We start from the raw sequence: 26,728 nt of genomic DNA on the forward strand, positions 1-26,728 counted from the left end.
CATTTTCAAATTTTACGCCGGATGATACTGGTAACAGGCGCAACAGGTTTCCTGGGTTCAGAATTAGTTAAACAACTTGTTAATAGTGGTAAAGCTGTTCGTGCCCTAAAACGCAGCACCTCCCGGATTCCTGAAATTTTAGAACCTTATACTGAAATTGAGTGGGTTACTGCTGATATCGTAGATTATTTCTCGCTGGAAGAGGCTTTTCAAGGAATTACCAGGGTTTATCATTGTGCTGCTCTTGTTTCTTTTGATCCTGCTTATAAAAAACAATTATTAAAAATAAACAAGGAAGGCACCGCCCATATCGTAAACCTGGCTCTTGATCATGGTGTGGAGAAACTTGTTCATGTCAGCTCGGTTTCAGCTTTAGGCGCACCCAAAAAAGAAGATGTAATCACAGAAAGCTCCCAATGGGAATTCGACGGTACCCAAAATGGATACTCCATCTCTAAATATGAAAGCGAAATGGAGGTCTGGCGGGGAATTTCGGAAGGCTTAGATGCTGTGATAGTTAATCCATCGCTTATCCTGGGTGAGAATGCGGGAACAAAGGGAACCGGACAACTATTTCAGATGATAAAAAGGGGCCTGAAATTTTACACCAATAATATGGTAGGGATCGTAGACGTGGTAGATGTGGCTAATGCAATGATCCGACTAATGGATAGTGAAATTTCGGGAGAAAGGTTTATTCTTAATGCCTGTAATGTAACTTCTAAAGAACTTTTTACAGAAGCGGCTAAAAGTATGGCTGTAAAGCCACCATCTATAGAAGCAAAGCCCTGGATGCTTGAACTAGCATGGAGAGGTGCGAACTTGCTATCTTTATTTACTGGGAAGAATTACTCTCTCACCCGAGATAGTGCACGTAGTTCTACCAAAGTTAGAAAGTATTCTAATAAGAAGATCCTGAAAGCTTTTCCTGACTTTACTTATAAACCTTATAATAAAACCCTAGAAGAAATTGCCAGTAAATTAAATAGATAATATTCTATTGTTACATTTGCAGCAAATTTTATTTCGGTACCAAACCGTTCCATAAACATAATGAAGAATTTTTACATTATAGACTTCGATAGCACCTTTACGCAAGTTGAAGCATTGGATGAGCTAGTGCGTATTTCCTTAAAGGATCATCCTGAAAGCGAAAGGATTTATAAAGAAATTGAAGATTTAACGAATGCTGCAATGGAGGGACGTTTGTCCTTCCGCGAAAGTTTATCAGGAAGGGTAAAACTTCTTCATGCTAACCAGGAGCATTTGAAACTTTTGGTAAGCCGTTTAAAGAAGAAGGTTTCTGCATCTTTCTCACGTAACCGCGCGTTCTTCAAAAAGCACGCTGACGATGTACTTATTGTTTCCGGTGGTTTTAAAGAATTTATAACTCCTGTAGTTCTTCCATATGGCATCAAACAAGAGAATATCTACGCAAATACTTTCCAATTCGACGAGGATGGTAATATTATCGGATATGATGAGGAGAATCCCCTTTCTATGGAGGGTGGTAAAGTGAAGTTGCTTCGCGAGCTGAACCTTCAGGGAAATATCTATGGTATTGGGGACGGTTACTCCGACTTTCAATTAAAGGAGTCTGGTCTTATCCAAAAGTTTTATGCTTACACTGAAAATATATCACGTAAAAGCGTAACAGAAAAGGCAGATCATATCACGCCTAGCTTTGACGAGTTTCTATATGTGAATAAATTACCCAGTGCTATTTCTTATCCCAAGAACCGTATCCTCTGTCTTATTGTAGGAAACGTTCCTGAAGAGGCAATTAACGTTCTTAAAAAAGATGGATTCTCTATAAGACATAAAGATACCTTTGAAGAAAAGTATGTGGCTGATGTAGGGATGTTGCTACTTGGAGATGGCGAAACTGTTCCGGATTCAGTGCTGGAAAGAGCGGTAAAGCTGAAAACCCTGGGCTATCTTGGAAATAGCCGTCTTCAGTTATCTCATGATATTGCAACGGAAATGGGGATTGTGGTATTTGATGATTATAAGAATAATCCAAGGAACGTCAAGTTCATTCCAAAGCGAATGGCCGATTTCATAAACAATGGCGATACCCACTTAAGTGGAAACTTCCCTAATCTCCAATTACCTAAAGTTAAGGATGCACATCGTTTGATCCATATCCACAGTAACGTTCCTGGTATCATGGCTCAGATCAACCAGGTGTATGCACGTCACAACATTAACATTCTGGGGCAGTTCCTAAGAACGAATCCTCAGATCGGTTATGTTATTACCGATGTGAGTGCGCAATACGATAGCCAGGTTTTAAAAGAACTCAAGGAGATAGATCACACAATAAAGTTTAGAGTACTGTATTAATTGTAGCCTATGTTGCCCAAAGGTCTGCCTGATTTATTGCTTTTTACCTTTAAATGGTTAGGGCTGGCAACTTTGGTAGGAATTCTAGCAGGCAGTGCCTCTGCCTTATTCTTAATTTCTTTAGCAGAAGCAACTAGCATACGCCAGGAAAACTCCTGGCTTTTTTATTTTCTACCGGTCGCAGGCCTTTTGGTAGGACTAATCTATTATTATTTGGGGAAAGATGTGGAGAAAGGGAACAACCAAATAATTGATGAAGTTATTGAGCCCCAACAAAAGATCTCCTGGCGGATGGCTCCTTTAGTTCTCATCGGAACCTTATTAACTCACGTTGCAGGAGGCTCAGCAGGTAGGGAAGGGACGGCTGTGCAAATGGGTGGCTCTCTCGCTGATCAGCTGAATCACTTTTTTCAATTTAGTCTATCAGATAGAAGAACTTTGCTGGTTTGTGGTGTTAGTGCTGGGTTTGCTTCGGTTTTTGGTACTCCTCTCGCTGGAACAGTGTTCGCTCTTGAAGTATATATTATTGGAAAGATGCGCTACGAGTCGCTTATACCGGCCTTATTTGCAGCCATTACTGGTGATTTTATCTGCAAGTTATGGGGGGCACATCACACGCATTACCATATCAGTTCCTCTACAGAACTTACTGTAATACCCTTCCTGCTTGCTATTGCAGCCGGGCTTATTTTTGCTTTGGGCGGTTGGCTGTTTACAAATGCAATCCCCTTTTTTAAACAATTCTTTAATAAGGTCTCTTTCCCGCCACTCAGACCTTTTGTTGGTGGCATTATTCTGGTAGTTCTTTTCTTAGTTATAGATAAAGGTCGCTTTGCTGGTTTAGGAGTGGAGACAATCGTTGAAAGTTTTAGCCGTCGCCAGCCACTCTATTTTTTCCTGCTGAAAATCCTTCTGACAAGCCTGACATTGGCTAGTGGGTTTAAGGGAGGAGAAGTTACACCACTGTTCTTTGTCGGAGCAACCTTGGGTAGTGCTATAGCCCTTTTTATTCCTTTACCTGCTGACTTATTAGCAGCAATGGGCTTTGTAGCAGTTTTTGCAGCAGCAGCTAACACCCCTTTAGCTTGTATCCTGATGGGTATAGAGTTGTTCGGAAGCGAGCACAGCATTTTCATTGCAATAGCCTGTATTATTGCATATCTTTTTTCCGGACATACCGGTATTTATTCATCTCAGCAGGTAGGTTCCCCAAAACACGCTATATGGGGACTACATAAACGAAAACGATTGAAGGATTTAAATAGTAATTAGGCACCCTCATATATAATACCTGAACCAGGAGTTTCTTTAAGTTCAATGCGTTTTAATCCTGGCAGGTTAGCACTTACCTTATTCCACAGCCATATAGCCAGCATTTCACTTGTTGGATTATTTAACCCTTCAACTTCATTCAGAAGGTTATGGTCCAGTAATTCAATAACTGGGGATACTGCGTTCTTTAGATCATTAAAATCAATTATCCAACCCAACATAGGGTCAGGCTTTCCCTCTACAAAAACTTTTAATGTATAAGTGTGGCCGTGAAGGTTGGCGCATTTATGTCCTGCAGGTACCCTCGGTAAGTAATGTGCAGAGTCGAATGTGAATGTTTTATATAATAGCATATTGCCTGCAAAGTTGAATGCTTGCAGGGGGACGAAAAATGATAGCAGTCACAAATTTACTTCTTCAGATAAGTCATCTGAAGTTGCTAGTTTAGCATAAAGAACTGTCATGAACAAAGCCTTTTAATAGAGAGGCAATTTAGCTGACCCTTCTCAAGCCCTTAAAAAACAGTTTAGAGTTTCGATAAAAAACTGTTAATTTGTAGATTGTTGTCTCAAATAGCAAAAAGATCGTTGTGACTGATACACTTGATATAAAAATTACCAAAACTACAGCTTCCCGTTTATCTCAAACAGATTTTAGTGATTTGCCTTTCGGGAAGATCTTCTCTGATCATATGTTTGTTGCAGACTATGAAGACGGAGAATGGAAGAACTTTCAAATTGTCCCTTTTGGAGACCTAGGTTTTAGTCCTGCTATTTCCAGTCTTCACTATGGCCAGACATTCTTTGAAGGTTTGAAAGCTTTTAAACAACAAGACGGGAGTGTAGTTACTTTCAGGCCTTATAAAAACGCCGAACGTTTTAATAAGTCAGCTGAGCGGATGTGTATGCCCTCGTTGCCTGAAGATATTTTCGTTAAAAGTATTGCTGCTCTTGTAGATGTAGATCGTGATTGGGTGCCAACGGCTCCACAAACCTCCCTTTACATCCGTCCTTTTATGTTCGCTACAGACCCTTACCTGGGAGTAGCTCCATCGAAAACATATAAGTACATGGTACTCACCTGTCCGGTTGGTGCTTATTTTTCAAAGCCCTTAAAGGTTAAGATAGAAACGAAATATTCCCGTTCAAGTGAAGGTGGTTTTGGTTATGCAAAGGCTGCCGGTAATTATGCTGGTTCCTTGTTCCCTGCTATGGAGGCATTGAAAGAGGGTTTTGATCAATTGATTTGGACTGACGCTAAAGATCATGCATTTATCGAAGAACTTGGTGCTGCAAACGTAATGTTCATGGTTAACGGTACTTTGGTAACTCCTTCTACCCGCGATACAATTCTTAAAGGTGTAACCCGCGATACAGTTTTACAACTTGCTAACAAGTGGGGCGTTCCTGTTGACGAAAGAAGAGTTTCTGTGGAAGAAATAGTTGAAGGGTTAAAAAGTGGTTCGTTAACGGAAGCATTCGGAGTGGGCACTGCTGCTACCGTGACATCTATTGCGACTATTGGATATGAAGGACAACTTTATCATCTTCCAGATCCGGCTAAAGCTGAGTTTTCGACGAAAGCACTTAAAACACTAACGGATATGCGCTACGGTCTCGTGCCGGATGACTTCGGTTGGAATTATAAAATATAAAGAAATGGCCCCTTACCGGGCCATTTTTGCTGTACGTCTGTCTTTTCTTCTTACCTTCCTCTTCCCTCTTATCCGGTCTCTTTCATCAGGCGACTTTTGATTAAAGCTCCTAAATTGATCAACCAATTCTTGTTCTCTTTCCTGACTAAGTCCAATAGTTTCTCTTAAACCCGTGTAAATGCTTTGCCACATGAAACCAAAGAATGCGATTGAATCAGGCCGGGAGTAATTTATTTGTCCAATCCTTACTATGCCATTAGAAGATGGATTTGCCTCTTTCAGTAATACATTATTTGCCACCAAAGAGCGGAGCATTTGTTTATGTAATACTTTGTTGCTGTCAATCCTTAATAGTCCAATGTTCAAATCCTTATATTTTAATATGAGCTTACCTTTTGCATTCCTGTAGTTAGCATTTACGGAAAAGCTTGCCCCACTTATTTTGCCAGCATTAATGCGGAGTAGTGCTAATGGGCGACTTAAAAGATTGAAGTTTTTAGCATTCATAGCCGAGAGCTGTCCTGAATAATTGTAGCTGTACATGGGGGAGAGTAAGTTGAAGTTCAATTTTAAACTAAGCTTACTCTTACCATAAAAGAGCATAGAAAATTTGCTTCTTGCCCAGGGATGCTTTCTTAAATTACTTGAATCGTTACTAAAGTTATAAATAGACGCATTTATCTTATTAAAGAATACTTTGCCTCTGCGTGCGGTCACCGGGGTGTATTCCGAATAAGTAATAGCCGAGTTTAAAATACTAACAGTGTCAATAGTAGTATTTAGTACTAACCTTTGTAGTGCCAGCTGTGGAAAGTTTTTTCCCCGGTCATACTCTGGCCTTTTATTTCGCAGATCGAGAAAAACATTGAGATTAGCATTAGATAAAGTTAGAGATGATGCTCTCAATTGACGCTTAGTTACTAATCGTTTAAAATCTATATTTAGTAATTGAGCCGCATTTAAAGTGAGATGCATTCGTGCTTTACGTTCTTTTACATGCTTGTAGAACTCCATGTCGGGATACCGTGGGCTTATCTGCAAACCCCTTACAAGTGCATATCGGGCGGAAGAAGATATCGAGAGGTCATTAAAGGTAATGTTATATAGCTTATCGCGACTTACATATTCATGCTTTTTAATCCTGACAAAGATTTCTTTGGTGAAATAAAAACGCGATTTGTCCTGCTCACTCAGTGAGTCTATCAGCAGGTCTTTTATATTTATTGAAAGGTTTTTGACGCCGTCTATTTCAGGCTTACCTGAACTTCTGTCAATGTATTGAAAGTTAATGTTGTCGAAAATGATCTCCTCCATTTTTATAACTTTTAAATACTTCGAGAGGCGTTGCCAGGTGCTTCTTTTATCTTCCGGCTCGTTATTGTCGTTCCTTGGGTTTTGGTAGTAAACCTTAACAACCGGACGGTCTATATGCAAGGTTTTTAAATGCAACTCCCTGTCAAAATACACTTGGATAGGATGAGCTTTTTTTAATGTAAGACTTGCAATTCTTATAGAATAAAGGTGAGTGGGGTGCAAATTCTGCTTTAATAGTTTTTGATAGGTCGAATCATTAGGTCTGAACTCGACATTGTCGATTTTAATACTGCCCGCAAATGGATTTAAGTGAATTCCCGAAAAGCTAATGCTATACAAGCCATTTGTCGAGGTCTTTACAGTTTCCTTTAAGCGCATTGCCACAATGGGCTCTAGTTTTATGGATAGATAGAGCAAAGCAGAGAACAATACAAAAAGGAATGCAAGGACGAGACCTATTACCACTTTAAAACGCCTTGAAAATTTAAATTGCCGCTTTTCTGTACTTATCATTCTTAAATCACCCTTGTGACCGTCTAAACATACGTTTTTTATTCAGGGTTTTATGGTGGGGGAAATATCAAAAACTATTTTAGGAGCAAATTGGAACTTGTTTTATTGCAAAAAATACATAATCTGCCAACCTGTCATTTAATGAAATGTTTTGTACTTTTGGTTCCTAAAATTTTTTAAAGATGTTCAATACGCAGGTAAGTGAAAAAGAGCACGATGAAGCAAGGCAGGGTGAAGCGTTGATGCTGGAGAATAAAACAGAAAAGAATGATGCACGGAGGCTATATATCGAAAGCTACGGTTGCGCAATGAATTTTTCTGATAGTGAGATTGTTGCTTCTATCATGATGGATATGGGATTTCAAACCACTTCTGACTATAAAGAGGCAGATGTAGTTTTTATCAATACCTGTTCTATTCGCGAAAATGCTGAGCAGCGTGTTCGTAATCGTCTGAAAGAATTTACAAGTGTAAAAGTTAAAAATCCTGGGCTAATAGTGGGTGTGCTCGGTTGCATGGCAGAGCGTTTAAAGGCTAAGTTCCTTGAAGAGGAAAAGCTGGTAGATGTAGTTGTGGGTCCAGATGCTTATCGTGACCTCCCGAATTTGATAGATAAGGTTGATGATGGAAATAAAGCAGTAAATGTTCTGTTATCCCGCGAGGAGACTTATGCAGATGTTAGCCCTGTTCGTTTAAATTCCAATGGAATAAGTGCTTTCATTTCAATTATGAGAGGTTGCGACAATATGTGCTCTTTCTGCGTGGTTCCATTTACGAGAGGAAGGGAGCGGAGCCGTGATGCTTACTCAATAGTTAAAGAAGCAGAGGATCTTTATGACCAGGGTTATCGCGAAGTCACTTTATTGGGTCAAAATGTCGATTCATACAAATGGAGCAGCGAAGATGGTTCTGATTCGGTGAACTTTGCTCAGTTGTTGGAAAGGGTGGCACTTGTTAGTCCCGAACTGAGGGTGCGTTTCTCAACTTCACATCCAAAAGATATTACAGACGAAGTTCTGTTTACTATGAGCAAGTATGAAAATATCTGTAAGTACATTCACCTGCCTGTACAATCCGGGAATTCTCGTATTCTTGATATTATGAACCGGACCTACGATAGAGAATGGTATAAAGGAAGGGTAGATGCTATTCGCCGCATTCTTCCTGGCTGTGCTATTTCAACCGACATAATTGCAGGGTTCTGTACAGAAACAGAAGAAGAACATCAGGATACATTAAGCATGATGGATTATGTAGTGTATGACTATGCTTATATGTTCATGTATTCAGAACGCCCCGGGACATTGGCGGCAAAACGTTTTGAAGACGATATCCCGGAAGAAGTTAAGAAGCGTCGCTTAACCGAGATCGTTGACAAGCAACAACAGCATTCTCACCGGAATATGCTGGCGCAGGTAGGAAAAGTTCAGAAGGTTTTGATAGATGGCTACTCAAAGAAATCCAAAAACGATTATGCGGGTAGAAACGACCTGAATGCAACTGTTATTTTCCCAGTGGATGAAAGATTTAAGCCAGGAGAATACGTAAATGTGCTTGTCGAGAGATGTACAACAGCTACGCTTATTGGCAAAATAGCGGAGTAATTAGTTCGGACCTAGCATCTAACAATGGACATTCAAGATATTAAAAATCGCTTTGGTATTATTGGCAACTCCCCCCTGCTAAACAGGGCTATAGACATAGCACGGCAAGTAGCTCCAACAGATATTTCTGTTCTCATTACCGGGGAGAGTGGAAGCGGTAAGGAAGTTTTTTCTCATATTATACATCACTTAAGTGCAAGGAAGCATGGTGCTTTTATTGCTGTAAACTGTGGTGCTATTCCTGAAGGGACCATTGATTCAGAACTATTTGGTCATGAGAAGGGTTCATTCACCGGAGCCCATGAAGCTCGTAAGGGATATTTTGAGGTGGTTAATGGTGGAACAATATTCCTCGATGAAGTTGCCGAACTTCCATTAGGAACTCAAGCTCGTCTTTTGCGGGTACTTGAAACAGGGGAATATTTACGAGTTGGGTCTTCTAAGGTTCAGAAAACAGATGTTCGCGTTATTGCCGCAACTAATGTAGATGTTTATGACGCGGTGAGGAATGGCAAGTTCAGGGAAGACCTTTATTATCGTTTAAATACTGTTCCGCTTAAAATTCCTGCCTTACGCGAGCGAAAGGAGGATATTTATCTTTTGTTCAGAAAGTTTATATCAGACTTTACCAATAAATACCGGAGTCCATCGGTTCAACTGGATTCAGAGGCTCAACAAATGATAGTAAATTATAGCTGGCCTGGTAATGTGAGACAACTTAAGAATATTGCGGAGCAAATTGCAGTTTTAGAAAAGGATCGCAATTTGACTGGTCAGAATATTTTGAACTATATTCCTCAGGAAAATCCTCAGTCTAATTTACCAATGAGGGTAAGTCAGGACAAAAAGGAAGACTTCTCTGAGCGAGACATTCTTTACAAAGTCTTGTTTGACATGAAGAGAGATATGGTGGAGTTGAAGAAGCTAGTGGCAGAGATCATACAAAATGGAGGCAACACTGCAGCCCTTTCAGCCAATCCTAATCTCGTGAAACAGCTTTACGGCGATGTAGAATTAGTGATGCCTGAAGTTCAGCAACAAGCTGCACCTACCATAACTATACATCATCCAGACCAGGCTCCTAAAAGCGATTATGATATTGCTCATCATACAGAGGAAGCGGAAGAATCTTTATCCCTTATAGACAAGGAATCAGACCTTATTAAAAAAGCCCTTAAAAAGCACAAAGGGAAACGTAAATTAGCTGCACAGGAACTTGGGATCTCTGAACGAACCCTATACCGCAAAATAAAAGAATTAAACTTGAGTTAGTAAGCTGAATGAAAAATCTTAAGAAACTTCTATTAGTAATAGCACCGCTAACTTTGGTCCTTTCAGGCTGTTGGATATACAGTTTTTCAGGAGCTTCCATTCCTTTAAACATGAAGACTGTAAATGTTGTCTTTTTTGAGAACAATGCACCGATTGTGGTTCCAAACTTAAGTACTCTGTTCACAGAGGCTTTGAAAACACGGATACGGAATCAATCATCTTTAACAGTCGTCAGGGGAGATGATGCAGACGGAACATTTGAAGGACGTATCACGGATTATAGTATTAAACCTGTAGCTATTACAGGGAACGATCGTTCAGAGGCAACTCGATTAACGATCACGGTAAGTGTGAAATACACTAATAAGTTAGTGGCCGAACAGAGCTTTGAGCAGTCTTTCAGTCGTTTCAAAGATTTTCAGGGAAGTAATTTAACTCCTGTAGAGCAGGCATTAATAGCTGACATTAACAGACAGCTTACTGAGGATATTTTTAACAGGGCATTTGCGAACTGGTAATAACAATTCATCGATTTAAATTATAACATAGTGGCACAACCTGGTATTATCGGAGAACAAGAATTTGCGAGATTAATCAGCACTCAGGATAATTTTTCCGCGCTGGACTTGCAAACTATTGAAAGATTAATTGCAAGGTACCCCTATTGCCAGGCCTTTTACTATGTTAAGGCTGCCGCTTTAAAAAGATTAAGGTCTGAAGATCTGGATGCGAATTTGCAGCTGTCTTCAGCCTACAGCGGTAATAGAGAGTTACTTTTCAGATATGTAGAAAAATCAGGGGAGCTTCAAAGGTTATTTTTTGCGCCTCTTTCTGAAGAACCAACTGAAACTTCTGCACTACTTTCTCTTTCTGAATTATCAGACTACGGTGATCTATCATCCGCCGATTCAGAAAATATACAAAATGAGGAGCACTTGCCTGGGAATGTGGCGGTTGAGCAGGAAGAACAGGAAGCAGATGTTGATGATGACGGTACTTTGACTTTGTTGGCTGATTCTATTCCCCCGGATAATGAAATTTCTGGAAGTGATTGCATCCAGGTTGCACCAGATGATGCGGTAGTTGAGGAAATAGCAGATGATGAAACAGGAGGTGAGGAGGAGTTAGAGGCTCCGGCAATCGGAGAAAGAGAAGTTGACCCTGAACTTCAGCTTTTGAACGAGGAGGAGCCCGCACATAGTGAAGTGGTGGACATCCATGCCGAAGTTCAAGATGCAGCTGATCCTGGACAGTCAATAGTTGATGATGATTATCAGGCTTCTCAAGACATTGATGAGGAGGTTTTTGAAGAAATATCTGAGGTGAATGAGCTTGATACCTCTCCTGTTTATCAGGAACAAGAATTGGAGGCAGACACTGATCTTGTAAAGGAGGAGGAAGAAGAGAATTATGCCCTTTCATCAAATGAGAGTTCAACCTCAATCTCCTTAGATGTTACTCCGGTTGTTATTGCTCCGCTTATAGTTCCAACCATAGGCACCGATATTGAAACAGTAATACCAGATCTTGATCTTCCGGATTTTTCTGACTATAAAGAAGAAGTAATTGAAGACCAGGAGGAGGAGTTCCATGTAGAACATGCAGAGGATCAACTTCCGGTTGAGGAAGTAAGTGCCTCCGCTGAAGAAATTCCGCAGGAAAGACTTATCGTAGACAGCATTGCGGCCAAAGATTATTTTGTTTTTGATCGCTCTGTTGCCGATCCGTTAAAACAAGAAAACCGGGAGACAAGAGAGCCCGTCTTAACTGAGCCGGTTGCAGAGTTTGTACCACCAGTTGCAGCGCAGGCAAATGAGTATAAATTGGTCGAGCCAGAGAAGGAACAGGATGACGTTTCAAAGTATGACGATGATACTTTGCCTTTCACTTTCCGGTGGTGGCTTCATAAGACCAGAAAGGAATATGATATAAATTATCAGCCTTATATTTCTTCCCATAAAATGACTGCCGCTGCCCCTGTAGACACCGCATTAAATCAGCAGATCATTGAAAGTATCTTCCATGCACAGCCTGAATTGAATACTTTTCCTGAGGAACCTCAGATAAGCTATTCGCTTTCCGGCAAGAAGAGGGAGGATGCACTTATAGAACGTTTCATAACTGAGGAGCCCCACATCAAGCCTCCTCCTGCTAATAAATTAGATACAGAAAATAAAGCAAAGAAAAGTTCTGAAGATAATCTGGACCTGGTTTCTGAGACTTTGGCTAAAATCTATATTGATCAAATGCTTTTTCACAAAGCGATAGATACTTACAAAAAATTAAGTTTGAAATTCCCAGAAAAAAGCACGTACTTTGCCGCTCAAATTTCTGAATTAGAAAAGAAAATCAATTAAATACAGAAGATATGTTTTACGTACTTATCGTTATAGCAATTGTTATTTGTGTAGTTCTTGGCCTGTTTATTCTTATACAGGAGCCAAAGGGTGGAGGCTTATCTTCTGGGTTTGCTGGTTCAAACAATATTATGGGAGTTCAACGTACATCTGATATCCTTGAAAAAGGTACCTGGGTATTAGTTATTTCTCTAATGGTAGTTGTTTTAATGATAAACGTAGTTATTCCGAAAGCTGGTGCAGGATCAGGTTCAGAAGAATTACAGAATCAGATCAAAGCTCCTGCTACTACTGCTCCAATCGCTCCAGCTTTTCCAAAAGCTACAGATACAACTAAGAAATAATATTAGATATTTTATCAACCGAATAAGCCAGGGTCTTCTGAAAAGAAGGCCCTTTTTTGTTGTCTGACAATCCACTGACAAGCTGACATCCCTACATTAAATGCTGGTTAACGAAGTATTAAAGGAGGTGAAAAATTGACAAGGTGTACGGCAAAAATTGCAGTAATTAGGCTTTGGCATAATAAGTGACGGTTAGCGAACAGAAAATAAAATATACATATTTAAACTATGGCATTAAATATTAAACCGATCGCAGATAGAGTAGTAGTTGAAGCTGCTCCTGCAGAAGAAAAAACAGCATCAGGTATCTATATCCCTGACACAGCTAAAGAGAAACCTCAAAGAGGAACTGTAGTTGCCGTTGGTGATGGCAAAAAAGATGAGCCTTTAACTGTTAAAGTTGGTGACCAAGTTTTATATGGCAAATATGCCGGTACTGAAATTACCTATGATGGTAGAGAGTACTTAATTATGCGTGAGGCTGACATTTACGCAGTTCTTTAATCTAATGACAGAAGGATTGAAGGAATGAAGGGTTGATTCTATCATTCATTCATTCACTCATTCACTTATTCAAACTCATCATTAATTCATTTATTAAAAAATGGCAAAGCAAGTAAAATACAACGTTGACGCACGTGACGCCCTGAAAAGAGGTGTTGATACCTTAGCAAATGCAGTTAAGGTTACTTTAGGACCAAAAGGTCGTAATGTAATTATCGATAAAAAATTCGGTTCTCCGGCAGTAACAAAAGATGGTGTTACAGTAGCTAAAGAGATTGAATTAAAAGATTCTATCGAGAACATGGGCGCACAAATGGTGAAAGAAGTTGCTTCTAAAACTGCAGATATCGCAGGTGATGGAACTACTACTGCTACTGTTTTGGCTCAGGCTATCGTAACTGCTGGTATCAAAAACGTTGCTGCGGGGGCAAATCCAATGGATTTGAAACGTGGTATTGATAAAGCCGTAGCGAAAGTGGTTGAGAACTTAAAATCTCAGTCTCAAACTGTTGGCGAAGACAATAATAAGATCAAACAAGTTGCATCTATCTCTGCAAATAATGACGAAGTAATCGGTTCGTTAATTGCTGAAGCTATGGGCAAAGTTGGTAAAGATGGCGTTATCACGGTAGAAGAAGCAAAAGGTACTGAAACTGAAGTTAAAACTGTAGAAGGTATGCAGTTTGACCGTGGTTACCTTTCTCCTTACTTCGTAACTAACGCTGATAAAATGGAAGCTGAGTTAGACAATCCTTACATCCTGATCTACGACAAGAAGATTAGCAGCATGAAAGAATTGCTTCCTGTTCTTGAGAAACAAGTTCAAACTGGTAAGCCTCTATTGATCATTGCTGAAGATCTAGACGGTGAAGCTTTAGCTACTTTAGTAGTTAACAAGATCCGTGGTTCTCTGAAAGTTGCTGCTGTTAAAGCTCCAGGTTTTGGTGATCGTCGTAAAGCAATGTTAGAAGACATCGCTATCTTAACTGGTGGTACTGTTATCTCTGAAGAAAGAGGTTATAAATTAGAGAACGCTGATCTTTCTTACTTAGGTCAGGCTGAGAAGATCGTTGTAGATAAAGATAATACTACTATCATCAACGGTGCTGGTAATGCAGATGATATCAAAGCTCGCGTTAATCAGATCAAATCTCAGATCGAAACTACTACTTCTGACTACGATCGCGAAAAATTACAAGAGCGTTTAGCTAAGATCGCTGGTGGTGTTGCAGTTCTTTATGTAGGTGCTGCTACTGAAGTAGAAATGAAAGAGAAAAAAGACCGTGTAGATGATGCTTTACATGCAACTCGTGCAGCTGTTGAAGAAGGTATCGTTGCCGGTGGTGGTGTTGCTTTCATCCGCGCAGTTGCTGCTTTAGCTGACCTTAAAGGTGTTAACGAAGATGAAAACACTGGTATCCAGATCATCCGTCGTGCCATCGAAGAGCCTCTTCGTCAAATCTGTGAAAACGCAGGTATCGAAGGTTCTATCGTAGTTCAGAAAGTAAAAGAAGGAACTGCTGATTACGGTTATAACGCTCGTACAGATGTTTACGAAAACTTAATTGGTGCAGGTGTTATCGATCCAACTAAAGTATCACGTGTTGCTCTAGAGAACGCTGCTTCTATCGCTGCGATGTTATTAACAACAGAGTGCGTTTTAGCTGACGATCCTGAAGAAGAAAAAGGTGGTGCTGGTATGCCTCCAATGGGTGGTGGCATGGGCGGCATGATGTAAGATCATAAAGCTTTAAATATAAAAAGCCCCGGAGCATTGCTCCGGGGCTTTTTTGTTGGAAAAAACCTTTGTTCAAAATAGTACCTGATTTTCTTTGAGTTTATATTGATTCAATAGTAAGTCTGTAGTGAGTCCATACTTTTTAGAGTTTTTACGGACTCACTACAGACTCATTATGGACTCACTATGGACTTATCATTAACTCTACTGAATCAAGGTACCCATTTGTAGGAGGGCGATTTTCATCTTTTAGCTTCTGATTGTATGTTCGTTCTCATAATTCAAACATTGTTTTCGTTAATTTGTCATTCATACCTTTAATACAAATATCAGATCCTTAAATGGCACAAGTACCCGCAGATAATCGTCCTCTGGAGCAAAGAGCAATAGATTTCATTACTAATCATGGTCCCGATTTCCTCAGTGCGCTTGTGGTACTGGTCGTTGGTTTGTGGCTGATTAAGATCGCTAGAAGGTTACTCGCGACAGCGATGGAGAAGCGGGAGCTGGACCCGTCTTTGCAGCCCTTTTTAAAAAGCATTATTATTATATCTCTCCAGGTCCTGTTGATTATTTGTGTAATGCAGATTGCTGGCTTGCAATTAACGATCTTTACGACGGTAATCGGAGCATTTGGTGTTGCAGCCGGTCTTGCTCTATCCGGAACTTTGCAGAACTTCGCAAGCGGTGTTCTAATCCTGATTCTCAAGCCCTTTCGTGTTGGTGATAATATTATTGCTCAGGGGCAGGAAGGAACGGTTCATTCCATCGAGATCTTTTATACTGTGGTGACTACTTTTGACAATAAGACAGTTATTATTCCGAATAGCAAGTTATCGAACGAGATTATCATAAATACCAGCCGTGAGGGTAAACGCAGGCTCGATGTGGAAATAAAGGTTGGGTATAGTACAGATTTCAAAATGATCTACCCGGTAGTTGAAGATACCCTTAAGGAGTTCGGGGGCATTATGCCATCTCCGGCACCACGTATAGGAGTGGGAACCTTAGAAGGCGACGGCTATAAAGTATTGCTAAATGTATGGGTGCCCGCACATGGATTCACAGATATGAAGCTCAAGATTCAGGAAAGGTTGATTGATAAAATTAAGACGGCCGAGATCAAACTGCCCGGCATGTAAGACTAAACTTATTCTATCACAGGCAAAATTCTTGTCATTTTTTAACGTTAAAGTATATAATTTGGCGTAATTAATTTTTGGGCTTCAAATACTTATAATTCATTTATTAATCTAATTTTGCAATCCATGCCATAATGGCTTAAAAGTGCTGATGGCGTAGTTGTTGCTGAATAAGGATTTTTACAGAAATAATCATGTTAGGATTTTTAAATAAAATATTCGGAAGTAAATCTGAACGCGATATAAAGCAGATACAACCTATAGTTGAACAGATTAAAGCTGAATATGCAAAGCTTATCAATATTAGCGATGATGAGTTGAGAAACCGGACTTTTGAATTTAAAGCTCGTATCGCCGACGCTTTGGCTTCAATAGATAAAGAGGTAGAAGAGCTAAAAGCTAAAGCGGAAGACACGTCAGATATTCACGAAAAGACTGAAATATATGACGAGGTAGACCGACTTGGTAAGGAAAGAGATAAGGAGCTGGAGAAAGTGCTTATGGAGATACTTCCTCAGGCTTTTGCTGTTGTTAAGGAAACTGCCCGTCGTTTTACAGAAAATAAAACGATCCAGGTTACTGCAACAGACTTCGATCGTGAGTTAGCAGCAAGAAAACCTAACGTTAAAATAGAAGGCGATAAAGCAATACACCATAACACCTGGATCGCTGCGGGTAATGAAGTTACCTGGAATATGATCCACTACGATGTTCAGCTGATAGGTGGTATCGTATTGCATCAGGGTAAGATCTCTGAAATGGCTACGGGTGAGGGTAAGACATTAGTAGGAACACTTCCTGCTTACCTGAACGCTCTGTCTGGACAAGGTGTACATATCGTAACCGTGAATGACTATCTTGCTCGTCGTGACTCTGAATGGAATGGTCCCTTGTTCGAGTTTCACGGTTTAACTGTTGATTGTATCGATAAGCACCAGCCAAATTCTGAGCAACGCCGTAAAGCGTACATGGCAGATATTATCTTCGGTACGAACAATGAATTCGGCTTCGATTACCTGAGGGATAACATGACCAATACACCTGAGAGCTTAGTTCAGCGTAAGTTGCATTTTGCCATGGTGGATGAGGTAGATTCAGTGTTGATTGATGATGCCCGTACTCCTTTGATTATTTCTGGTCCTGTTCCACGTGGCGATGAGCATGAATTTTATGTTTTAAAACCAAGGATCGAGCGTTTGGTAAACGCTCAGAAAAATTATATTACTTCAGTTTTAAATGAGGCCAAGAAGCAAATCAACGAAGGAAAAACCTCAGCAACAGATGGTGGTTTAGCTTTATTCCGTGCATTCCGTGGTTTGCCTAAAAACAAGGCCCTGATTAAGTTCTTAAGCGAACCGGGAGTTAAGCAAATCCTGACTAAGACAGAGAATTATTATATCCAGGATCATGGAAGGGAGATGCCCAAAGCTGACGCTGAATTATTCTTCGTGATCGATGAGAAACATAATTCTGTTGAGCTAACTGAAAAGGGTATTGAGCTGATCACAGCATCGGGTGAAGATGCGCATTTCTTTGTAATGCCAGATGTTGGTTCTGAGATCGCTGAAATAGAGAAATCTAATCTTCCTGCGGAAGAAAAAATTGCAAGGAAAGATGAGTTAATGCGTGATTTCTCTATCAAGTCTGAGCGTATCCACTCTGTAAATCAACTTTTAAAAGCATATACTTTATTTGAGCGTGATGTCGAGTACATTATCGATGAAGGTAAGGTTAAAATTGTAGACGAGCAGACTGGCCGTATCATGGATGGCCGCCGTTACTCTGATGGTCTCCATCAGGCAATTGAGGCTAAAGAAAACGTGAAGGTTGAGGATGCTACTCAAACTTACGCGACGATCACTCTTCAAAATTACTTCAGAATGTACCATAAGCTGGCTGGTATGACCGGTACAGCTACTACTGAGGCTGGAGAGCTTTGGCAGATCTATAAATTAGACGTTGTCGAGATTCCAACGAACGTTGAGAAGAAACGTAAGGACATGGAGGATAAGGTGTATCGTACCATGCGTGAGAAGTATAATGCAGTAGTTGAAGAAATTACAGCACTAACTCAAGCAGGAAGGCCAGTTCTGGTAGGTACAACTTCGGTTGAGATCTCTGAATTGTTAAGCCGTATGCTTAAACTTCGAGGGATTAAGCACAACGTGTTAAATGCGAAATTGCATCAGCGTGAGGCTGACATCGTAGCTGAAGCGGGCCAGGCAGGTACAGTTACGATTGCCACCAACATGGCTGGTCGTGGTACCGACATTAAGTTAGGAGCTGGCGTTAAAGAAGCTGGAGGTCTGGCCATCGTAGGAACAGAGCGTCATGAGTCCCGTCGTGTAGACAGGCAGTTGCGCGGTCGTGCGGGACGTCAGGGAGATCCAGGTTCCTCTCAGTTCTTTGTATCGCTTGAGGATAACCTAATGCGTTTATTTGGATCTGAAAGGATATCGAATATAATGCTTCGTATGGGAATTGAAGAAGGGGAAGTGATCCAGCATTCAATGATCACCAAGTCCATCGAGCGTGCACAACGGAAGGTGGAAGAGAATAACTTCGGTATCCGTAAGCGTTTGCTGGAGTATGACGACGTAATGAATTCTCAGCGGACGGTAGTCTACGCGAAACGTAAGAACGCTTTATTTGGAGAGCGACTTTCTGTTGATATAAATAACACTATTTTTGATACTGTAGAAGATGTTGTAACAGAATATAAGGAGACAAATAACTTCGAAGGATTCCAATTGGAAATGCTGAGAGTGTTCTCTTTTGATGCAGAAATTTCGGATAGAGACTTTGCTGATAATAATATTGCAAAGCTAACCGAGCTTGTTTTCTCTAAAGTTGCTGAATATTACGAGCGTAAGAATCAGGCTATCGGTCAACAGGCGATGCCAGTGCTTACCCAGGTTTACGAAGAGCGTGGTCAGTATATAGAGAATATCATTATTCCTTTTACCGACGGTATTAGAGGAGTTCAAGTGGCAGCCAACTTAAGGAAGGCTGTAGAAAGCGGAGGTAGAGAGGTAACTACTGCATTCGAAAAAACAGTTGTTCTTGCTTTGATTGACGACGCCTGGAAAGAACATTTACGGGATATGGACGAATTGAAGCAGTCAGTTCAGAACGCTGTGTATGAACAGAAGGATCCCTTGGTGATCTATAAGGTGGAGGCTTTCAATTTGTTCCGTCAAATGCTTGTATCAGTAAATAAGGATGTGGTTAGCTTCCTTTTCAGAGGAGGAATTCCGGTACAAGAATCAGAAGAAGTTCATGAAGCTCAGCCTGAACCTCAGCAGGACATGTCAAAATTAAAAGTCTCTAAGCCAGAGCTGGCTGCAGTAGATGCTTCAACAAATAATTTTTCAGACGAATTCGAAGATACAAGAGAGTTAGAGAAACCAACTCCAGTAAGAGCAGAGCAAAAGATAGGTCGTAATGATCCCTGCCCTTGTGGAAGTGGTAAAAAATATAAGAATTGTCATGGTGCTGGTTTAGATTAAGAATCGATGCTTAAAGATAAAATCCAGGCACTTGCTCAAGATATACATGGCGATGTTGTCAAACATCGCCGCCATCTTCATGCTAATCCAGAGCTTTCCTTTGAGGAATATCAGACGTCAGCTTATATCAAGTCGGCGCTTGATGAGTTAGGTATAGAATGGACAGCTATGGCAAATACCGGCATAGTAGGCATTATTAAAGGAGCTGTTCCTTCGGAGGCGGTCGTCGCTTTGCGTGCTGATATGGATGCTTTACCAATAAAAGAAGCAAACGATGTTCCCTATCGCTCTAAGAATGAAGGAGTAATGCACGCTTGTGGCCATGATGTACACAGCTCGTCGCTCCTGGGAACAGCAAAGATCCTCCAAAGCCTTAGGTCTGACTTCGCCGGAACTATAAAACTGATTTTTCAGCCGGCAGAAGAAAAGCTTCCTGGCGGAGCAAGCTTAATGATAAAGGAAGGTGTTCTTGAGAATCCAAAGCCCCAGGCTGTGATCGGACAACATGTTATGCCTCTGATCGATGCTGGAAAAATTGGTATCCGATCTGGGAAATACATGGCTTCGACTGATGAGCTATATGTTACTGTAACAGGTAAAGGTGGTCATGGCGCTCAACCGCAGCAGAACATAGATCCTGTAGTTATCACTTCGCATATCATCATTGCCTTACAACAGGTCGTAAGTCGTTTTGCTGATCCTAAATTGCCAACCGTTTTATCCTTTGGTAAAATAATAGCAAATGGAGCAACGAATGTAATTCCTAACGAAGTTTATCTTGAAGGAACATTCCGCACGTTGAATGAAGAATGGCGTGCCGAAGCTCATCAAAGGATGAAAAAGATGGCAGAGGGAATTGCGGAAAGTATGGGTGCTTCTTGTGAGTTTAAGATTGTTAACGGCTATCCATTTCTTGTGAATGAAGAAGCTTTAACGGCTCAGGTACGTGGTTTTGCTGAGAATTATTTAGGTAAAGAAAATGTAGAAGACCTGGACATCTGGATGGCTGCAGAAGACTTTGCTTACTATTCCCAGGCTGCTGATGCCTGCTTTTATCGCTTAGGTATCCGGAATGAAGCAAGGGGAATAACCTCCTCCGTTCATACTCCTACTTTTGATATTGATGAAACTGCCCTCGCTACCAGTACCGGTTTAATGGCTTATATTGCACTTAAGCGCTTGGGGAATTAGTATAGTAGTTACCCAGGCATATATTATTACTGCTCTATTCGGATTCCTAAGCCAATAATCATTAAGGACTTGTCGCGAAACTTTTGTTCTTCTCGTTGAGGAATCGAAACATTAAATTGAAGCTTTAATTATGACAAGAATTCTAGTTGTTGTCTTTTTTCTATGTGTTTGTGCGTTTTCTGGCTCTGCTCAGCAAATAAAGCGATTCAATCCCGATACAGTTATTACTATCACCCTTGATTCACCCGTTGTGATCCGTGCGGCAAGGTTAAGCACTCAAACCTTTATCAATAAGATCCTTAATGATACGAGCTTTTATCAGGCCTTCCGGGATATGATGCATTACAGCTTTACTGCAGAAAATCGGATTTTCACCTACGATAAAAAGAACAAGGTTGAAGGTAAAATATACCGTAAGATCTATCATAACAATCAGGGGCCTTACAAGATGCAATTTCTAACTAAACAGGATAGTGGCAAGATTTTCAAAAAGAATGGTAAGTATCAACTTTATACAGTAGAGATGTTTGATTACATCTTTATGAATGCTTATAACAGCGATTTTATCGCTTCTATGGATGCTCCGGCTGTTAAAGGTAAAGGTTCGAACGAATCATATAAGGATAAGTTGAAGACGTTAATCTTTCGTCCTGGCCATCCTATTAAAGGCATACCTTTCATTGGAAACAAGACAGCAATATTCACCCCCAACATGAGGCAGTATTATGATTATGCATTTTCTAGCGCCATGTATTTAGATACTATTCCTGTTTACCGTTTTAAGGTTAGTGTAAAGCCTGGTCTTTCCGGATGGACTAAGGACGATTTAATGATCAAGGAACTGGTTACAATATTTGACAAGAGGGACTTGCGAATACTTGGACGTTACATCGACATGAAATGGGATAATCTAGCTTTCGACTTTGATGTTCAAATGAATATCGAAATGGCCCCTTTCAAAAACGGTGAAACACTACTTCCTACCAAGATCACCTATCAGGGAAACTGGGACATTGCTTTCAAAAAACAGGAAAGAGCAAGCTTTTTGATTCTTCACAAAGGGTACAAGAAGGAGAAATAGTGAAAAGCTTATTATTAATACCTAGTTCCCTGTTATATATAAGGGGGTAAGCCAAAACTGATTTACTTTAAACTGCTGTATGGTAATTGGACTTAGTGTCTTGTTATAGTTGAAAGGATCATAAATCAGGCCTGATATGGGGTTAAACCTACCCCACTGTTCTGAATTATCTCTTGGGGAAAAACCTAAACCGTAGATCACTGAATTTAAAAGGCTCTTGGTTCTATATGTTTTCATGCCCAAATAGGTCTTACGACTGATGTACGATTTGGGTTTGGTTAATGCGGGCTTTCCTGTATTGTAAAAAGTTCCGGCTTCTCCAGCATAAAATTCTGTATCAGTTGAATCTATTCGTTCAATCCCGCCAGTTATCTTATCGTTACTTATTACCATTGTTACAATTATAGAAGCCAAACGTTCTGGAACTGAATTAGTCGACGCGGGTTTCCAACCTTTAAAGTTGTTTAATTGATGTGCTATATTTTGCACAAGTATAGTATTGTTTGTATCGGTATGACTCAGAACTCTCCCCTGACCGATCGAATCAATTAATAATTGAAATTTCACGATACCTTTGGTTTTATTGATATAATTATGAGTTGAGATAAATTTAAGAAGACCGGAAAACTGAGCGCTGTCTGCTGTAGCTTTTATATCCCCGCAATCCATGCAAAAACCAGAATCGGAAACATTCTTAGTTAATTTTGGAAACAGAGCCTGAGAAAAAACGGTGCTGAAAAGTATTGAAAAAAGAAAGGTCGTGATAAGATTTTTCATACGATAAAAATATTATTTTAAAATGAATATTTTCTTCTTTCTCTAGTTTTCTCCCTTGTCTGTCTCTATCAAGAATAGGAAAGATAAAATGGAGTTAAACGAATTCATGTTGCTATTTTTGCATTGCATATTTCCTGGTCAAAATAATTGTTAAACAGCAATTTTATTTATTGGCATGTTCAACTTTACCAGGAAGTGGATTAAGAAATGCGCTGATGATTGCTAAGGAAACCGTAGATAAGATATTGCAGGCTGTTCGTATAGAGGATGTTGTTGGGGAATTTGTACATCTTAAGAAACGAGGGACCAGTCTTATCGGCAACTGTCCGTTCCATAATGAGAAGACTCCTTCCTTTAATGTGTCGGTTAATAAAGGGATTTATAAGTGCTTTGGATGTGGAAAGGGGGGAGATTCTGTTCGCTTCATTATGGAACACGAAAAGTACTCTTACCCGGAGGCCCTAAAGTTCCTGGCGAATAAATACAATATTGAAATAGAGGAGATCGAAGCATCTCCTGAACAGCAGGCCGCCGACAATCGCCGGGAAAGTTTGTACATCATCTCTTCCTTTGCCGCTAAGTTCTTCTCTGAAACCATGTGGGAGACTTCGGAAGGGCAAACCATAGGGTTGGGGTATTTCAAGGAAAGAGGGTTCAGGGATGATATTATTAAAAAATTTGAACTTGGCTTTTCACCCGACAGTTGGGATGCTTTGATCGAAAGTTCCAAGCGGGAAGGCTTTAATGAGGAGTTCCTGGAAACCGTCGGACTGGCAATCCGAAATGATAAAGGGAAGTTATACGATCGCTTCCGTGGACGGGTTATGTTCCCCATCCATAATATTAGTGGTCGAATTATAGGATTCGGAGGACGAACTTTAGTCACTGACAAAAAAGTTCCTAAATACGTTAACTCTCCTGAAAGCGAAATATATCATAAGTCAAATGTCCTTTACGGCCTTTTTCAAGCAAAGAAGGTTATACGTGATCTGGATAATTGCTACCTGGTAGAAGGATATGCAGACGTACTTTCAGTTCACCAGGCTGGAATAGAAAATGTTGTCGCTTCTTCCGGTACTTCTCTGACAACAGAGCAGATTCGTCTTATTTCCAGATTTACCAAAAACGTCACGATTCTCTATGATGGTGATGCTGCTGGTATAAAAGCTTCTCTTCGCGGACTTGACATGATCCTGGAGGAAGGACTGGATGTAAAGGTAGTTTCGTTCCCTGATGGCCATGATCCCGACTCTTATGTTCAGCAGGTTGGAAGCTCTCAGTTCAAAACGTATATTGAGAAAAACCAGAAGGACTTCATACTTTATAAGACAAGTATCCTGCTTAAAGACGCAGCTAATGATCCCATTAAAAAGGCCGGAGTTATTCACGATGTAGTAGAGAGTATCGCCAAAATACCTGACGATATTAAAGCTTCGGTGTTTATCAGGGAGTGTAGCTTCTTATTACAAATAGAAGAGCGGGTATTGATTGCAGAGCTAAATAAGCTACGCATGGGGCGGCTGAAACGGGATAATAAGAGTGATAACGGTTCTTCTCAGGGTTATCAGTCTTCAAATCAGTTTTCCCCATCCCCTTATCCGCAAACGTCATATCCTCCAACTCAGTATCCAACAGATCAGTACCCGCCAGATCAATATCCTCCTGATGAGTTACCTCCTCCTGATGAAATTTTGTTTGCTACTGAAAAGGCGGTGGAGACAGAAGAGCTGCAGGAAAAAGAAATCATCAGGCTGCTATTAAATTACGGTCACGAGCTGGTGCATTGGGATGATATCACAGATACTTATATTGCTCCTTACGTAATATCAAATCTTGCAGACGTTACGTTTGATAGTCCTGTTTGTGCCAGGATCCTTCAGGAATACAATGATTTTATGGAGCGTGGGGAATTGCCTACCGTTCAAGATTTTATTCATCATAGAGACCAGCAGATTTCTGATTTGGCCATTTCGCTGGTTTCCTCTCCTTATGCATTAAGTGAAAATTGGCGGGAAAGCAGAAAGATCTATGTTAAGCACGAGTCGGAAAATATGAGGGGTACAATTCTAGGAGGTATATTTCACCTCAAAAAGAAGAAAGTGGATAAGATATTGAAGAATATTCGCGAGGAGATTCAAAAAGAAACCGACGAAGATAACCAGGTAATATTGATGCAGCGTTACATGAGAGTGAAGGAAATAGAAAAGGGAATATCAACGTTTTTAGGTTCTGTAGTTGTGAAATAAATGGCTGCCCACAATGATCTAGGAACTAAAGGCGAAGCACTCGCTAAATCTTATCTTGAAGATAAGGGTTATCGGATCCTGGAGATAAATTGGGTGTATGCAAGGGCTGAAGTTGATATAATAGCTTATCATGATAAAAGGATCATTTTTGTGGAAGTTAAAACGAGAACTTCGGTAGATTATGGTCAGCCCGAAGAATTTGTGGGGTATGCTAAGGAGCGAAATTTAAAAAGAGCTGCAGAGCAGTATATTTACTGGAAGAATTTTAACGGAGAGATCCGTTTTGATATAATTGCAATACTATTTAACAAACTGGGTGAACACACGCTGCGTCATATTGAAGACGCTTTCTGGTAGAGAACACTAATATGAGAAAATTATATATCGCTCTTCTTTGCGCTGGCATTCTTGCAGCTTGTTCAAAGAAAGAAAACAAGTCCGTCTATTTTTTATCGCCTGAAGAAGGAACTAATGTTTCCCTTGGGAAAACCATCGCTCTTAAACTAGACATCGAGGCGGGATCATTTGATTCAATTCAATATCTGGTTGACACGATTAACGCGGGAAGCAGGAAAGATACAACCCCCGTTGATTTCGCCACAACAAACAGTACTTTGGGTACTCATATTATCACCGCAAAAGTTTTTAAAGGAGGTGCTGCTGAAGAGGTCACCACGAACATTGTAGTTCTTCCCTCTGCGGCTCCTGTTAAATACAGCTATTCTGTTGTTAATACTTTTCCTCATGATACCTCTTCATTTACGGAAGGTTTGGAATATAAAGACGGAGTAATCTATGAAAGTGATGGATTGAAGGGCGAGTCAACCTTGAGGATTGCTAGTTTAGAAACAGGTAAAGTTATTAAGAAGATAGATCTCGCACCTCAATATTTTGCAGAGGGAATTACGGTTATTGATGATAAGATAATCCAGATTACTTACCAGGAAGGTGTAGGCTTTGTGTACGATAAACGCACTTTGCAGAAGTTGAAGGAGTTTCCTTATCAGGCAGGAAGAGAGGGCTGGGGCTTGGCATTTGACGGTAATAAGGTCCTTAATTCAGATGGAACAAATAACATATACTATTTAAGTAAGGATACTTATCAAAAGGAGAAAACCCTGGAGGTTTACGACAATAAAGGAGCTGTCAAAAACCTGAATGAGCTTGAGTTCATTGAGGGTAGAATATTCGCTAATGTATGGATGACGAACAGGATTGTGATCATTAATCCTGCTAATGGTGCTGTAGAAGCTGAACTTGATATGTCAAGCCTTTATCCCGAAGCAGATGATATTAATTCTGACGCAGTTCTTAACGGCATTGCATGGGATGAAAAAGGCCGGAGATTATTTGTAACAGGCAAGAAGTGGGATAAACTTTTCGAGATAAAAATAAAGAAGGACTAAGCCTTCTTTATTTAACTCTTTGTTGCTGTGAGGGTTGTGCCGGTAAGCGAAGTCGAATAGATCTTCAAGGCTCTAACAGTTCCGCCTCCCAATGGCTGTGAAAGCACTGTCCCATTTGATCCAAAAGTGGCTTTGTGATTGTCGCATTCAATTTTATTCGATTGCCAGTTTAAATTTCCGCCTTGGTGTGGACATATTGCTTCTGTTGCAACAAAAGCTGAAGTTTCAGAACCTGCGGCTATTCGTATAAATAGCACACCATTAACAGTTTTCTGGCTTCCGACACTAGCAAGGGTAGAAATGTCGACACTAGACGTATTGCCGTTATTATTATTCCCTCCCGGAGCAGGTTCATCCTCGCTGCCACCTTTACTACAAGCGGTAAAGCAAGATCCTGTACATACCAATGCAAGACCTATTCCCAATGATTTTAAAAATTCGTCTCTTTCCATAGTTTG

General features: G+C 40.3%; 22 protein-coding genes. 18 read left to right on the forward strand and 4 right to left on the reverse strand.

Going from position 1 to position 26,728, the window contains the following annotated elements:
- Positions 1-21 precede the first annotated feature (21 nt).
- Genes J4N24_RS11390 through J4N24_RS11400 form a run of 3 tightly spaced genes read left to right on the forward strand, consistent with a single transcriptional unit; the run spans position 22 to position 3,618 of the window.
- Complete coding sequence (locus J4N24_RS11390; RefSeq protein WP_207533810.1) at positions 22-993, forward strand: NAD-dependent epimerase/dehydratase family protein; 972 nt, start codon at positions 22-24, stop codon at positions 991-993.
- A 60-nt stretch (positions 994-1,053) separates the two neighbouring features.
- Entirely contained in the window at positions 1,054-2,346 is a 1,293-nt protein-coding gene (locus tag J4N24_RS11395; protein ID WP_207533811.1) for an HAD-IB family phosphatase, read from the forward strand.
- 9 nt (positions 2,347-2,355) lie between these two features.
- Positions 2,356-3,618, forward strand: a complete 1,263-nt coding sequence (locus J4N24_RS11400; protein ID WP_207533812.1) for a chloride channel protein — start codon at positions 2,356-2,358, stop codon at positions 3,616-3,618.
- Here the strand turns inward: J4N24_RS11400 and queD are convergent.
- Complete coding sequence (gene queD, locus J4N24_RS11405) at positions 3,615-3,971, reverse strand: 6-carboxytetrahydropterin synthase QueD (protein WP_207533813.1); 357 nt, start codon at positions 3,969-3,971, stop codon at positions 3,615-3,617. The two genes, J4N24_RS11400 and queD, sit on opposite strands and share 4 nt — an antisense overlap.
- Before the next feature lie 236 nt (positions 3,972-4,207).
- On the opposite strand from queD, the gene J4N24_RS11410 reads away from it, so the two are divergent.
- On the forward strand, positions 4,208-5,272 hold the full coding sequence (locus tag J4N24_RS11410) for a branched-chain amino acid aminotransferase (RefSeq protein WP_207533814.1): 1,065 nt from the start codon (positions 4,208-4,210) through the stop codon (positions 5,270-5,272).
- A gap of 12 nt (positions 5,273-5,284) precedes the next feature.
- Here J4N24_RS11410 and J4N24_RS11415 read toward each other — a convergent pair whose 3' ends face one another.
- Positions 5,285-7,099, reverse strand: coding sequence for a hypothetical protein (locus tag J4N24_RS11415; protein WP_207533815.1), 1,815 nt, complete (start codon positions 7,097-7,099; stop codon positions 5,285-5,287).
- Between the two features lie 182 nt (positions 7,100-7,281).
- On the opposite strand from J4N24_RS11415, the gene miaB reads away from it, so the two are divergent.
- The 11 genes from miaB (at position 7,282) to J4N24_RS11470 (ending at position 21,841) form a co-directional block, all read left to right on the forward strand.
- On the forward strand, positions 7,282-8,703 hold the full coding sequence (gene miaB, locus J4N24_RS11420) for a tRNA (N6-isopentenyl adenosine(37)-C2)-methylthiotransferase MiaB (protein ID WP_207533816.1): 1,422 nt from the start codon (positions 7,282-7,284) through the stop codon (positions 8,701-8,703).
- 24 nt (positions 8,704-8,727) lie between these two features.
- Positions 8,728-9,975, forward strand: a complete 1,248-nt coding sequence (locus J4N24_RS11425) for a sigma-54 interaction domain-containing protein (protein WP_207533817.1) — start codon at positions 8,728-8,730, stop codon at positions 9,973-9,975.
- A 110-nt stretch (positions 9,976-10,085) separates the two neighbouring features.
- The gene (locus J4N24_RS11430) at positions 10,086-10,493 is read left to right on the forward strand and encodes an LptE family protein (RefSeq protein WP_369806225.1); all 408 of its coding nucleotides are present in this window, start codon (positions 10,086-10,088) and stop codon (positions 10,491-10,493) included.
- A 30-nt stretch (positions 10,494-10,523) separates the two neighbouring features.
- Positions 10,524-12,332 carry a DUF8458 domain-containing protein gene (locus tag J4N24_RS11435; protein WP_207533819.1) on the forward strand — a complete coding sequence of 603 codons (1,809 nt, stop codon included), beginning with the start codon at positions 10,524-10,526 and terminating at the stop codon, positions 12,330-12,332.
- An 11-nt stretch (positions 12,333-12,343) separates the two neighbouring features.
- Positions 12,344-12,676, forward strand: coding sequence for a preprotein translocase subunit SecG (gene secG, locus J4N24_RS11440; RefSeq protein WP_207533820.1), 333 nt, complete (start codon positions 12,344-12,346; stop codon positions 12,674-12,676).
- Between the two features lie 228 nt (positions 12,677-12,904).
- Positions 12,905-13,180, forward strand: coding sequence for a co-chaperone GroES (locus J4N24_RS11445; protein WP_207533821.1), 276 nt, complete (start codon positions 12,905-12,907; stop codon positions 13,178-13,180).
- A gap of 100 nt (positions 13,181-13,280) precedes the next feature.
- The gene (gene groL / locus J4N24_RS11450) at positions 13,281-14,918 is read left to right on the forward strand and encodes a chaperonin GroEL (RefSeq protein WP_207422026.1); all 1,638 of its coding nucleotides are present in this window, start codon (positions 13,281-13,283) and stop codon (positions 14,916-14,918) included.
- Positions 14,919-15,259: 341 nt separating this feature from the next.
- Positions 15,260-16,060 carry a mechanosensitive ion channel family protein gene (locus J4N24_RS11455; RefSeq protein ID WP_207533822.1) on the forward strand — a complete coding sequence of 267 codons (801 nt, stop codon included), beginning with the start codon at positions 15,260-15,262 and terminating at the stop codon, positions 16,058-16,060.
- 194 nt (positions 16,061-16,254) lie between these two features.
- Positions 16,255-19,569, forward strand: a complete 3,315-nt coding sequence (gene secA / locus J4N24_RS11460; RefSeq protein WP_207533823.1) for a preprotein translocase subunit SecA — start codon at positions 16,255-16,257, stop codon at positions 19,567-19,569.
- A 6-nt stretch (positions 19,570-19,575) separates the two neighbouring features.
- Entirely contained in the window at positions 19,576-20,760 is a 1,185-nt protein-coding gene (locus J4N24_RS11465; RefSeq protein ID WP_207533824.1) for a M20 metallopeptidase family protein, read from the forward strand.
- Between the two features lie 130 nt (positions 20,761-20,890).
- Positions 20,891-21,841, forward strand: a complete 951-nt coding sequence (locus J4N24_RS11470; RefSeq protein ID WP_207533825.1) for a hypothetical protein — start codon at positions 20,891-20,893, stop codon at positions 21,839-21,841.
- Positions 21,842-21,862: 21 nt separating this feature from the next.
- Here the strand turns inward: J4N24_RS11470 and J4N24_RS11475 are convergent, their stop codons facing one another.
- Entirely contained in the window at positions 21,863-22,618 is a 756-nt protein-coding gene (locus J4N24_RS11475; RefSeq protein WP_207533826.1) for a hypothetical protein, read from the reverse strand.
- Between the two features lie 215 nt (positions 22,619-22,833).
- Between J4N24_RS11475 and dnaG the strand changes: the two genes are divergently transcribed.
- From dnaG to J4N24_RS11490, 3 genes are read left to right on the forward strand one after another with little or no spacing between them, the layout of a single operon-like run.
- Positions 22,834-24,864 carry a DNA primase gene (gene dnaG / locus J4N24_RS11480; RefSeq protein WP_207533827.1) on the forward strand — a complete coding sequence of 677 codons (2,031 nt, stop codon included), beginning with the start codon at positions 22,834-22,836 and terminating at the stop codon, positions 24,862-24,864.
- Positions 24,865-25,221, forward strand: coding sequence for a YraN family protein (locus J4N24_RS11485; protein WP_207533828.1), 357 nt, complete (start codon positions 24,865-24,867; stop codon positions 25,219-25,221).
- 11 nt (positions 25,222-25,232) lie between these two features.
- A complete protein-coding gene (locus J4N24_RS11490) occupies positions 25,233-26,270 on the forward strand; it encodes a glutaminyl-peptide cyclotransferase (protein WP_207533829.1) in 1,038 nt (345 codons plus the stop codon).
- 11 nt (positions 26,271-26,281) lie between these two features.
- On the opposite strand, the gene J4N24_RS11495 is transcribed toward J4N24_RS11490, so the two are convergent.
- On the reverse strand, positions 26,282-26,722 hold the full coding sequence (locus J4N24_RS11495; protein ID WP_207533830.1) for a Rieske 2Fe-2S domain-containing protein: 441 nt from the start codon (positions 26,720-26,722) through the stop codon (positions 26,282-26,284).
- Positions 26,723-26,728: the final 6 nt, after the last annotated feature.

This window comes from Desertivirga arenae (assembly GCF_017355785.1).
Lineage (GTDB): Bacteria > Bacteroidota > Bacteroidia > Sphingobacteriales > Sphingobacteriaceae > Desertivirga > Desertivirga arenae.